Here is a 12,182-nt window from a genome sequence, read left to right on the forward strand (position 1 = left end):
GCGCAGCCGTGCCCTGCCCCGTCTCTCGACCTAATGACTGAACCCGGCGCCGGACTCCGCTCCGGCGGGCGCGGAAGGCGTGACCGCACGCTGCCCCATGCCCTGCTGGCGATTGAATGGATGACCGATGATGACAGTTTCCGCAACCCGTCCCGACCCTCTGGGAGCGCGCGCATGATTCCCCGCCGCCTCGCCTCTGCCGCCCTGCTCGCGCTTGTCTGCGCGGGGCCGGCTGCCGCGCAATCGGCGCAGGGCCAATCCCAGCCGATGCAGGTGGGTGTGCTTGAGATGACGCTGCAGGACGTGCCCCAAACGCTCGACCTTCCCGGACGCGCGGTGGCCTTCGAGCAGGTGGACGTCCGCCCGCGGGTCGATGGGGTGATCACCAAGATCCTCTACACCCCCGGCACCCCGCTGAAGGTGGGCGATCCGCTGTTCCAGCTTGATGATGCCGCCTATGCCGCCACCGCCGCCTCTGACGCCGCCGATCTGGCCGAGGCGCAGGCCAATCTGCCGGTGAAACAGGCCGCCTACGACCGCGCGGTAAAGCTCAAGGACAAGGGCTATACCCAAGCCGAGATCGAAAGCGCGCAGTCCGAGCTTGCCTCGGCCAAAGCCGCGCTCGATGCCGCGCAGGCGGCGCTCGATTACGCCCAGACCCAGCTGTCGTGGACCACGGTACAAAGCCCGATCGAAGGCTTTGCCGATGTGGCCGACGTCTCGGTGGGCGATCTGGTGACCTCGGGCCAATCGGATGCGATGACCACCGTCACGCGGCTCGATCCGATCTATGTGGACATGCTGCAGCCCTCCTCGCGGCTTTTGGAGGTGCGCAGCCGGATCGAGAACGGCACGCTTACCCCCAATGCCGCGCTCGACGCCAAGCTGAGGCTGGAAGACGGGCAGGTCTACACCGGCTCGGGCAGCTTCGTGTCGCCCAGCACCACCGTCTCGACCACCACAGGCACCGTCAGCGTGCGCTTCAAGTTCGAGAACCCCGACAACAAGATCCTCCCCGGCATGTTCCTGCGCGGCACGGTCGAGCTTGGCACCTCCAAGGCCTTCCTCGTGCCGCAGCGCGCCGCGCAGCGCGCCAGCAATGGCGATCTCACCGCCTTCGTGGTCGGGGACGAAGGCACCGCCAAGCAGGTCACTCTGACCACCACGGGCAGCTATCAGAACAGCTGGATCGTCACCGAGGGCCTCGAAGAAGGCCAGCAACTGATCCTCGACGGGCAGAAGACCATGGCCGCGGGCACCGCCGTCGCGCCGGTGCCGTCGCAGCTTGACGAGAACGGGCTGGTGCAGCCGCTGCAGACCGCGGCCAACGAGAGCGAATAGGCAGACCCCAATGGCCAGATTTTTCATTCACCGCCCGGTCTTTGCCTGGGTGCTGGCGATCATCGTCATGCTGGCGGGCTGGTTCGGCCTGAGCAGCCTGCCGATCTCGCAATACCCTCAGATCGCGCCGACCACCGTGCGCATCTCGGCCAGTTACTCCGGCGCCACCTCGACCACGGTCGCCAACTCGGTCACCTCGGTGATCGAGGACGGGCTCACCGGGCTCGACGGGCTGACCTATATGACCTCGACCTCCTCGTCGGGCAGTTCGTCGATCTCGCTGGTGTTCGACGAGACGGTCGATCCCGACATGGCGCAGGTGCAGGTGCAGAACAAGCTGCAGCTGGTGCAATCCTCGCTGCCCGAAGCGGTGACCAGCACCGGTGTCAGCGTCACCCGCTCCACCTCGTCGATCCTGCTGGTCGGCGCGCTGGTGTCCGAGGACGGCAGCTATGACCAGACCGAGCTTGGCGACATCCTCGACCGCACCATCAAGGACCCGGTGCAGCGCACCGACGGCGTGGGCTCGATCAACTCCTTCTCGGCGCCCTATGCCATGCGCATCTGGCTCGATCCCGACAAGCTCTACAAATACGGGCTGACGGCGAATGATGTGACCGATGCGGTCTCGGACCAGAACAGCAACGTCACCGTTGGCTCGCTGGGTGATCTGCCTGCCGCGACGGGGCAGCAGATCACCGTGCCGCTCAATGCGCAGTCGCAACTCGCCAGCGTGCCGGAGTTCGAGCAGATCGCGCTCACCACCGCCGAGGATGGCTCTACCGTCTACCTTGGCGATGTCTCCCGCATCGAGATCAACTCCGAAGACCTCGGCTCCAGCTCGCGGTTCAACGGCCACCCCGCCGCCGGTTTCGGCGTCAACCTCGCCACCGGCGCCAATGCGGTAGAGACCGCCGCGGCGGTGCGGGCGACCATCGACAAGCTTGCCTCCGCCCTGCCCGAAGGCGTCACGGTGGCCTACCCCTATGACACCTCGCCCTTTGTCGAGGAGTCGATCCATCAGGTCTACCACACGCTCGGCGAAGCCATCGTGCTGGTCTTTCTGGTGATCCTGATCTTCTTGCAAAGCTGGCGCGCAACGCTGATCCCGACCATCGCCGTGCCCATCGTTCTGCTTGGCACCTTCGGGATCCTCGCGGTCTTTGGCATGTCGATCAACACGCTGACCATGTTCGCGCTCGTGCTGGCCATTGGCCTGCTGGTCGATGACGCCATCGTGGTGGTCGAGAACGTCGAGCGGATCATGGAAGAGGAAAAGCTCGACCCGGTGGAAGCCACCGAAAAGAGCATGGATGAGATCTCAGGCGCGCTGGTGGGCATCGTGTTGGTGCTCTCGGCGGTGTTCCTGCCCATGGCCTTCATGTCCGGCTCCACCGGCATCATCTACCGGCAGTTCTCGGTCACCATCATCTCGGCCATGGTCCTGTCGCTCTTCGTGGCGCTGATCCTCACCCCGGCCATGTGCGCCAGCCTGCTCAAACCCAGCCACGGCGAGGCGCGCTTTGCCCCTGCGCGCTGGTTCAACCGCGGCGTCGGCGGCGTCACCTCCGGCTACACCGGCGCGGTGAGCCGCCTCGTCCGCCGCCCCTTCCGCATGTTCATCGTGCTGATCGCAGTGGGCTTTGGCGCGGGCTATGTCTACACCTCGCTGCCCTCTTCCTTCGTGCCGACCGAAGATCAGGGCGTGCTGATGGCCATGGTGCAACTGCCCGACAACGCCACCCGCGTGCAGACCGAACAGGCGGTCGAGCAGGTCGAGGCCTACATGCTCAACGACCAGTCCGACAACGTCGACGCGGTCTTCGCGGCGGTGGGCTTCAGCTTCGGCGGCTCGGGCCAGAACAACGCCATGATGTTCATCCGCCTCAAGGACTTCGAAGAGCGCGAGGGCACCGCCGCAGGCGATATCGCCATGGCCGCCAACATGCATTTCGGCGGCAACAGCATGGGGCAGATCATCTTCATGCAGCCGCCCGCCATTCAGGGCATGGGCTCGTCCTCGGGCTTCGACATGTATCTCGTCGACGATGGCGGCAATGGCACCGAGGCGCTGCATGAGGCCGCCGACACGCTGGTCGCGGAAGCGCAGGAGACCGGCATTCTGACCGGGCTGCGCGGCAATGACGCCGCCTCCAAGACCTCGATGCAACTCGATATCGACCGGCAGAAGGCGCAGGCCTTCGGGCTTACGATCTCGCAGGTCAACGCGATGCTTTCCACAATCTTTGCGGGAAGTTACGTCAATGACTTCACCCTAAACGACAAGCTGCGCGAGGTCATCGTGCAGGGCGACACCGAGTTCCGCATGCAGCCGGACGACATCACCAAATGGTTCGCCCGCAACAGCGACGACGAGATGGTGCCCTTTGGGGCCTTCATCGACCAGAGCTGGGACCAGACCGCCGCAAGCCTTGGCCGCTACGGGGGCACCAATGCCATCGAGATCACCGGCGATGTGGTCACCGGCGTCTCGAGCGGCGACGGCATGGCCAAGATGGAAGAACTGGTCGCCGATCTGCCGGGCAATTACAGCGCCGCTTGGGTCGGCCTGTCGCTGCAAGAGCAGGTCTCGGGCAACCAAGAGCCGATGCTCTATTCGCTTTCGGCGCTGGTGGTCTTCCTCTGCCTCGCCGCGCTTTACGAAAGCTGGACCGTGCCGTTTGCGGTGATGCTCTCGGTGCCCGTCGGCATCCTCGGCGCGCTCATCGCCGCGCAGGTCTTTGGCCAATCGAACGACGTCTACTTCAAGGTCGGCATGCTGACCACGATCGGCCTAGCCGCGCGCAACGCCATCCTGATCGTCGAGTTCGCCGAAGGGCTGCGCAAAGACGGCCAGAGCCTGCTTGAGGCCACGCTGGTGGCAGCCAAGCAGCGTCTGCGCCCGATCATGATGACCACGCTGGCGTTCATGCTGGGCATCCTGCCGCTGGCCATCGCCACCGGTGCCGGAGCCAACGCGCAGAACTCCATCGGCATCGGCATGCTGGGCGGCATCACCTTCTCGGCGCTCTTCGGGATCGTGATGGTGCCGGTGTTCTACGTCGCCGTGATGCTGCTGGTGGGTAAATTCAAACGAAAGGAGACCGCGCAATGAACGTGGTGAAGCTGCTCCCTCTGCTGCTGGCCGCGGGCTGCGCGGCGGTGGGGCCCGAGTATGAGCGCCCGCAGATGGCGCTTCAGCAAGACTTCGTCGGCGGCACCAGTGGCCCAGTGGCACAGGTCGCGGCCAAGGCGTGGTGGCAGGACTACCGCGACCCGATGCTGAGCGATCTTATCGCCCGCGGACTGAGCCAGAACCTTGATGTCGCCGCCGCGCGCGAGCGCATCCGGCAGGCCGAGGCCAATCTGCGCGCCACCGGGGTCAATGCCGCGCTCGACGGCGCGCTGGATGCGTCGCGCACCCGCAGCGGCGGCGAGGCGAGCGCGATCAGCACCGCCTCCGCCTCCGATCTCAGCGCCTCGCTGGTGCTCGACATGTTCGGCGGCATCCGGCGCGAGCAGCAGGCCGCCGCCGCCGATCTATCGGCGGCCCGTTCCGACCTGCAGCAGGCGCGGCTGGCATGGCTGGCCGATCTCGTCGCCGCCTATTCCGATGCGCGCTACTACCAGCAGGCGCTGGCGCTCTCGCGCGATACGATCAACAGCCGGGTCGAGACGGTGCGCGTCACCCAGGACCAATATGATGCCGGAGCCGAGACCGAGTATAACCTCGCCCAAGCGCAGGCGCTGCTGGATGCCGCGCGCGCCGATCTGCCGGGCTACCACGCGCAGTTCAACGCCAATGTCTTCGCCCTCGCGACGCTGCTGAACGAGCCCGCCGGCCCGCTCATGGCGCAGATGCAAAAGGGCGCGCCGCAGCTGCGCACCCCTGCGGGCGGCGCAACCGGCGTGCCCGCCGATCTGCTGCGCAACCGTCCCGACGTGCGCTACTACGAGCAGCTTTTGCAGGCCGCCGTCGCCGATGTGGGCGTGGCCGAGGCCGACCGCCTGCCCTCGCTGACCCTCAGCGGCGATCTTGGCGTCACCTCCGGCACCAGCAGCTGGAGCTTCGGCCCCGCCCTGTCGCTGCCGCTACTCAATCAGGGGTTGCTTTCGGCCAAGCGCGACGCGGCCATCGCGGAGGCGCGGCAGGCCGAGATCGACTGGCGCTCTTCGGTGCGCGGCGCGGTCGAGGACGTGCAGGTGGCGCAGTCCAACCTCAGCCTCTACCGGCAAAAGTCCAATGCGCTACAGACCTCTGCCGCCTCCTACGAGCGGGCGCTGGGGCTGGCGCGGGACAATTATCGTGGCGGGGCGATCACCCTGCTCGATCTTCTGGATACCGACCGGTCCGCCGCCTCGGCACGGATCAGCGCCGCCTCGGCCCGCAATGACGCAGCCAAGGAATGGGCGACGCTGCAGATCGCCATCGGCGCAGGCGCAGGCGTGAGCGCGACCGGCGGCAGCTAACAGGTGGGCGTCCGGAAGAGATCACTTTTGGGCGCCAAGGGGAAAAAACTCAATCGGAGGCGACGGAAAGCCAGGGACTGTCCGTAGAACCTCCAACCCATGAAGGAGAAAGACATATGTTGCGCAACTTCACCCTCGGCCTCATCGGCGCGGCCATGATCGCGCTGCCCGCAGGTATCGCCAGCGCACAGGGCAAGGATTGCAACGCCGGTGGTTCCAAAGCCACCTGCAGCGCCCCGGCAAACGGTCATGGCGCTCAGGCCCAGAAGGGTCAGCAGCAAGGCACTCAGCAGGGCAAGCAGCAGCAGGCCAAAGCCCCCGCCCAGCAGGCCAGCCCCACCGCCAAACAGGCGAGCGCGAAATCCTCCGCCCCGCAACCTTCAGCCAAGATGGCGCGCGGCGCGCATTTCGACGGGGGCGAGAAGATCTCGGACCCCAAGGCGCATGGTCTCAGCCAAGAGCGCGGCGTCAGCTACTACAAGAAGGACGGCCAGCTTTACCGCGTCGATGACGACACGCGCGAAATTCTCGCCGTGGTTGGCGCGGTGGCAGAGCTGCTGAACTGATCGCGCAGACACACACCGGTGCGGCCCCAAACGGGCCGCGCCGGATCAGAGAATCTCGCCGCCGTCGATCACCAGCGCCAGCCCGGTGACAAAGGCCGACCGGTCGGAGGCGAGGTAGAGAATGCCCTCGGCGATCTCCTCGGTGCTGGCCCAGCGGCCCATGGGAATGGTGTCGGCGACATAGCTCTCCAGCGCCGCGCGCCCGCCCATCTGCTTTTCGAACCCCAAGTTGAAGGGCGTGTCGACAAAGCCCGGACAAAGCGCGTTGAAGCGGATCTTCTCGCGCGCGTAATCCACCGCCATCTGCTTCACCATCGCCACGGCGGCATGTTTGGTGGTGGCGTAGGAGACCATGCCACGATCGTATTGGCAGCCCGAGTTCGACGCGGTGATGATCACCGACCCGCCGCCCTGCGCACGCATATGCGGGATCACCGCGCGCGAGGCGACAAAATGCGCCCGCACGTTCAGCGCCCATGCCGCATCCATCTGCGACGGGCTGACGTCTTCGACCTTGCCCTCGATCTGAATGCCCGCGTGGCTGTGCAGCACGTCGAGCCTTCCGTGGTCCTTCGCCACCCGGTCAATCACCCCCTCGACCGCCGCATCGTCGCGCACATCGAGCTCCAGCGCCTCGCCGCGCCCACCGATGCGTTCGATCTCGGCCAGCGTCTCGGCGGCCAAGGCGCCCCGCAGGTCGGTCACCACCACATAGGCGCCCTCGCGGGCCATGGCCACGGCACCAGCGCGCCCGATCCCCGATCCGGCGGCGGTCACCAATGCGACACGATCTTTCAGCATGGGTATCTCCTGAAGTTCTGAATTAGGGGCGGGCTTGCGCCTGCGAGCGCCGCAGCAGCACCTGCGCGACGATCAGCATGAGCAGCGAGGCCGCCATGACCATCGTGCCGATCGCGTTGATCTCGGGCGTCACGCCGCGGCGGATCGACGAAAAGACGTAGATCGGCAGCGTGGTCTCCGCGCCCGCGACGAAGAAGGCGATGATGAAATCATCGAAGCTGAAGGTGAAGGCGAGTAGGAAGCCGGCAAGGATCGCCGGCAGGATCTGCGGGAAGGTCACCTGCCAGAAGGTGCCCATCGGCGTCGCGCCAAGATCGCCAGAGGCCTCGATCAGCGCGCCGTCCAGCGTCTCCATCCGCCCGCGCACCAGCAGCACCACAAGCGACATGGTGAAAAGCCCATGCGCGCCGATCAGCGAGCCCGTGCCCAGCGACAGTTTCCAGCCGGTCAGGGCCTCGAGCCAGGGGTTCACCAGATCGAACACCGAGACCAGCGCAATCAGCGTTGCAATGCCGATGACGATGCCGGGGATCATCACCGCGATCTGCACCAAGAGGTCAAAGACCTTGCGCGTGCGTCCGCGCATCCCGGTCAGCGCCAGCGCCGCCATCGTGCCCACCACCGTCGCCAGCAGCGCCGACAGAAAGGCGACGCGCACCGAGGTCCAGAGCGCCTCCATCACGAAAGGGTTGTTCAGCGCCCGCCCGTACCATTGCAGCGAGAACCCCTGCATCTGCGAGGCCGAGCGCCCCGCCGAGAAGGAGAACAGCGCGATGATGCCGATCGGCAGGTAGAGAAAGGCGTAGACCGCCAAAGCGTAGAGTCTCATCAGGGTCTCCGGGGGCTCACATCAGGCCGACGTCGTCGCGGCTGGCGCCGAAACGCTTCACGAGGCGGGTGTAGATGCCGACGGTGATCAGCATGATCACCACCAGCGCCACCGCCACCGCCGAGCCAAAGGCCCAGTTGCGCGACTGCAGGAAGAGATCGACCAGCGCGTTGCCGACAAAGAACACTTTGCCGCCGCCAAGGATCGCCGGGATCAGGAACTCGCCCATGAGCAGGATGAACACCAGCATCGAGCCGGTCAGAACGCCGGGCATCGACAGCGGCAGGGTGATTTGCAGAAACGCGCGCCACGGCGGCGTCCCCAGATCGGCGGCGGCCTCCAGCAGCCGCTTGTCGAGCTTCTCCAGCGCCACGTAGATCGGGAAAACCATCAGCGGCAGATAGCCATAGACGATGCCCACCAGCACCGCGAAGGGAGTGTTGAGCAGCCGCACATCGTCAAAGCCGATGGCCTCGAGCAGCGCCGGGATGCCCTTGCCGCCGAGCAGGAAGATCCACGCGTAAGAGCGGATGAGGATCGAAGTCCAGAACGGCACGATCACCAGCACCAGCAGCATGGTCTTCCATTTCGGGCTCACCTTCACCGCAAGGAAATAGGCCAGCGGATAGGCGATGAGCAAAGCCGCGATGGTTCCCACCGGCGCGAGGGTGAGGGTGTTGCGGAAGGCCGCGAAACGCGCCGGCAGGTTGGCGTATTGCTCGAAGGTAAAGCCGGGAGCGTAGCCGCCAATGGCGCTGCGCTCGCCGAAAGAGAAGATCAGGACGACAGCCAGCGGCAGCAGCAGCATCGCCGCATACCACAGCCCTGCCGGTGTCAGCAGCAGCGCTCGCGCCCTCGATTGGGTCATGGCCATCGTCCGTCTCCGTCTTTGGTTTTACGCCGACTTGAAGCGCGCCATCAGCTCGGCACGGTTCGGGTCGGTCAGGGTCACCGCCGCGCCGAATTCCAGCGGGCTCAGCGCCTCTGCGGCCGGGTAGATGATCGGATCGTTCAGCAGATCCTCGGGCAGCAGCGCATTGGTGCGGCTGTCGGCGACCGGATAGCCATGGGCGAGCGCTTCGCGGGCGTTCACTTCCGGATCGAGCAGGAAGTTGATCAGCGCATAGGCTGCTTCCTTGTGGGGCGCGTCCTTGGGGATGGCGTAATAATCCGACCAGATCTCGCCGCCTTCCTTGGCCAGCGCAAAACCGATCTCGGGCATGTCGGTGTTCATCTGCTTGCCGTCGCCGGTCCAGCACATGGTCAGCCACGCATCGCCGTTGCGCATCGCGGGCTGGTAGTCCGAGGAGATGGCATAGAGATGCGGCTTCACGTCGATCAGCAGCTTCTCGGCCTGCGCCAGTTCCTCGGGGTCCACCGAGTTGAACGAGAACCCGTGGTAGCACAGGGCGTTGCCGATGGTGGTGAGCTGGTAGTCATGCACCATCACCCGGCCATCCCACGCGTCGCGGGCGCCGTCGAAGAAGGCTTTCCAGCTGTCGACCACGCCGCCGGTCTTATCGGCGTTGAAGGCGATGCCGGTGGTGCCCCAGTTCTTCGGCACACCGTAGACGACGCCGTCGATGGTGCCCGCATCCGAGAAGCGCTTGTCAAAAGCCGCCGCGTCGTAATTGGGGATTTTCGACAGATCGAGCGGCTCGATGAGATCGGCTTCGACATAGGTCGGGATGGCGTAGTTAGTGGGAACGAACACGTCCCAGCCCGAGCCGCCAGCCTGAATCTTCGCCAGCATCTCCTCGTTCGAGCCGAAAACGTTGACCTGCGTATAGGCACCGGTCTTATCGGTAAACATGTCGAAATCAGCGGGGTCGTGGTAGTTCGGCCAAGTCGCCAGCACCACCCGGTCGCCGATGTCCTGCGCACGGGCGCGGCTCGGCAGAAGCCCCGGCATGGCGCCGCCCATGACCGCTGCGGCGGTGCCGAGACCGGTCACACCAAGGAAGTGCCGGCGCGTGACCGAGCCCTTCTGATAGCGCCGCAGCTCTTCCATGAACGCCTTGCGCGAGATCGGCGTATTATCGTCTTTCATCTCGATTTTCCCTTGTTGGACTTTGACTTATCTAAATGTCTTCAGTCGTCGGCGGCGAGAACGAGACCCGTTCCCTCCGGCCAGAGGACATGGACGGAGGCGCCCACGTCATGCCCGCCCAGAATTCTTTCGGCCTGTCGCGGGATATTGACCTGAAGCGGGCCGATGCGATCGGCGCTCAGCAGGTATTCGGTGTGATCGCCCAGAAATGTGCGATGGGTGACGCGGGCGGGGACAGCGGCTGTCCCCGCGGGGACAGCGGCGTCCCGCGGGGCGAGCGAGAGCGCCTCGGGGCGCACGGCGACCTCTGCCGTCTTGCGCGTGTCGCCCGGCTCGTCGCGCAGCACGACCTTGACGCCATTGCCCAGAACCGCCTGCGCCATGCCGCCCTGCCGTCCGCTGATCCGCGCCGAGACGATGTTCGCCTTGCCGACGAAATCGGCGACATAGCGGCTGCGGGGACGGTCGTAGAGCTCTTGCGGGCTGCCCACCTGCGCGAGGCGCCCCTTGCCCATGATGCAGATGCGGTCGGACATGGCGAGCGCCTCTTCCTGATCGTGGGTGACCAGAACGAAGGTGATCCCAAGGCTGCGCTGAAGCTCCAGAAGCTCGCGCTGCATCTCGCCGCGCAGCTTGGCGTCGAGCGCCGCCATCGGCTCGTCGAGCAGCAGGATCTTCGGCTCGTTGACGATGGCCCGTGCGAGCGCCACGCGCTGTTGCTGGCCGCCCGACATTTCCCAGATCCGCCGCGGCCCGAAATCGGCGAGCCGCACCGTGGCCAGCGCCTTGGCGACCTTCAGTTCGATCTCGCGCTTGGCCAGACGCGGGCGGCGCTGGCGCAGCCCGTAGCCGACGTTCTGCGCCACGGTCATATGCGGAAACAGCGCGTAATGCTGGAACACCATATTCACCGGGCGCTTGTAGGCGGGGACCGAAGACACATCGCGCCCGTCGATCAGCACCTCGCCCTCGGTCGGGCTTTCGAAACCCGCCAGCATGCGCAGCGCCGTCGTCTTGCCGCAGCCCGATGGCCCGAGGAAGGACAGAAACTCGCCGCGCCGGATCCGCAGGTCGATGCGGTCGGCGGCAACGACCTCGCCGAAGCGCTTGGTCGCGCCGACAAATTCCGCCACGGCCTCTGCTGTGCGTATGTGAGTGGTGGAGGCTTCGGCCATGGTCGGTTCCTGAATCATCTTTCTCCCCGTCGGCTTATCCTTTGCCTGCCTGCGGGTCGGATTTACCTTGCGCCAAGCGACATATGCCGTACTTTCCAAAAACGCTACGAAAAGAGCGGATGGCTGTATATACCTCAAAGGGCATAGGTCGCGATGAAACCGCAGATGGAAGAATGGGTGATCGCCAGCGCCAAGGTCCTCGAGACGCTTGGCACGGCAGGATTTGCCAAGGCGCTCACCGATGCGATGCGCTGCATCGTACCGTTCGAGTTCACCGTCACTTTCGCCTATTATCGCGACAGCCGACCCCTTGATTTATATGACGATTTTCCCGCCGCGAAGCGCCGGGTGATGGTCGATGACTATCAAGAGGGCCCCTATCTTCTGGACCCGTTCTACCTGCATTCGGCGGCCCCCACGACGTCGCGGCTGGTGCGCCTGCGCGATCTGGCGCCGGACCGGTTCTATCAGGCCGAATATTTTCGCAACTACTATGTGCAGACGGGACTTGCCGAAGAAATAGGCTTCATCGTCGACGTCGGCCAAGATGTGAGCGTGGTGATCTCGGCGATGCGCGAGCACAAGGCGTTCTCGGCGCGGGAATTTCGCGACCTGCAGACCATCTTCCCCTTTGTCGAATCCGCCGCGCGGCGGCACTGGTCGGGGCTGATCGAGGAGTTCTCGGAGCGTCCCGCCTCGGCACCGCCGCGCCTGCCGCAACTGATCGACGACGCCTTCCAGCGCTTCGGGCGCAACCTGCTGACCCCGCGCGAGGCGGAAGTGGTGGAATATATGCTCAAAGGCTATTCCGCCGACGCCAGTGGCCGCGCGCTCGGCATCGCCTCGGGCACGGTGCGCATCCACCGGCGCAACATCTACGGCAAGCTTGGCGTCAGCTCGCAAGGAGAGCTTTTCTCCAAGTTCATGTCCTCGCTCGAAGATCTCTGAGC

At 65.3% G+C, this 12,182-nt stretch carries 10 protein-coding genes; 5 read left to right on the top strand and 5 right to left on the bottom strand.

What is annotated here, in order from left to right:
- Positions 1 to 174: 174 nt before the first annotated feature.
- From ACXAD2_RS26420 to ACXAD2_RS26435, 4 genes are all read left to right on the top strand, one after another.
- On the top strand, positions 175 to 1,341 hold the full coding sequence (locus ACXAD2_RS26420) for an efflux RND transporter periplasmic adaptor subunit (RefSeq protein WP_475177220.1): 1,167 nt from the start codon (positions 175 to 177) through the stop codon (positions 1,339 to 1,341).
- A gap of 10 nt (positions 1,342 to 1,351) precedes the next feature.
- On the top strand, positions 1,352 to 4,456 hold the full coding sequence (locus tag ACXAD2_RS26425) for an efflux RND transporter permease subunit (RefSeq protein WP_475177221.1): 3,105 nt from the start codon (positions 1,352 to 1,354) through the stop codon (positions 4,454 to 4,456).
- Positions 4,453 to 5,811, top strand: a complete 1,359-nt coding sequence (locus ACXAD2_RS26430; RefSeq protein WP_475177224.1) for an efflux transporter outer membrane subunit — start codon at positions 4,453 to 4,455, stop codon at positions 5,809 to 5,811. Before ACXAD2_RS26425 ends, ACXAD2_RS26430 begins: the two co-directional genes overlap by 4 nt.
- 116 nt (positions 5,812 to 5,927) lie before the next feature.
- Positions 5,928 to 6,377, top strand: coding sequence for a hypothetical protein (locus ACXAD2_RS26435; protein ID WP_475177227.1), 450 nt, complete (start codon positions 5,928 to 5,930; stop codon positions 6,375 to 6,377).
- A 45-nt stretch (positions 6,378 to 6,422) separates the two neighbouring features.
- On the opposite strand, the gene ACXAD2_RS26440 is transcribed toward ACXAD2_RS26435, so the two are convergent.
- Genes ACXAD2_RS26440 through ACXAD2_RS26460 form a run of 5 tightly spaced genes read right to left on the bottom strand, consistent with a single transcriptional unit; the run spans position 6,423 to position 11,250 of the window.
- Entirely contained in the window at positions 6,423 to 7,178 is a 756-nt protein-coding gene (locus tag ACXAD2_RS26440; RefSeq protein ID WP_475177230.1) for an SDR family NAD(P)-dependent oxidoreductase, read from the bottom strand.
- A 22-nt stretch (positions 7,179 to 7,200) separates the two neighbouring features.
- Positions 7,201 to 8,007, bottom strand: coding sequence for an ABC transporter permease (locus tag ACXAD2_RS26445; RefSeq protein WP_224903753.1), 807 nt, complete (start codon positions 8,005 to 8,007; stop codon positions 7,201 to 7,203).
- Positions 8,008 to 8,023: 16 nt separating this feature from the next.
- Positions 8,024 to 8,881 carry an ABC transporter permease gene (locus ACXAD2_RS26450; protein ID WP_475177232.1) on the bottom strand — a complete coding sequence of 286 codons (858 nt, stop codon included), beginning with the start codon at positions 8,879 to 8,881 and terminating at the stop codon, positions 8,024 to 8,026.
- Between the two features lie 21 nt (positions 8,882 to 8,902).
- A complete protein-coding gene (locus tag ACXAD2_RS26455) occupies positions 8,903 to 10,057 on the bottom strand; it encodes an ABC transporter substrate-binding protein (RefSeq protein ID WP_224903756.1) in 1,155 nt (384 codons plus the stop codon).
- Between the two features lie 41 nt (positions 10,058 to 10,098).
- A complete protein-coding gene (locus tag ACXAD2_RS26460; protein WP_475177235.1) occupies positions 10,099 to 11,250 on the bottom strand; it encodes an ABC transporter ATP-binding protein in 1,152 nt (383 codons plus the stop codon).
- Between the two features lie 135 nt (positions 11,251 to 11,385).
- On the opposite strand from ACXAD2_RS26460, the gene ACXAD2_RS26465 reads away from it, so the two are divergent.
- Positions 11,386 to 12,180: a helix-turn-helix transcriptional regulator gene (locus ACXAD2_RS26465; protein WP_066107153.1), complete on the top strand. Its 795-nt coding sequence runs from the start codon at positions 11,386 to 11,388 to the stop codon at positions 12,178 to 12,180.
- Positions 12,181 to 12,182: the final 2 nt, after the last annotated feature.

The organism is Salipiger sp. ABN3_019, from assembly GCF_056158605.1.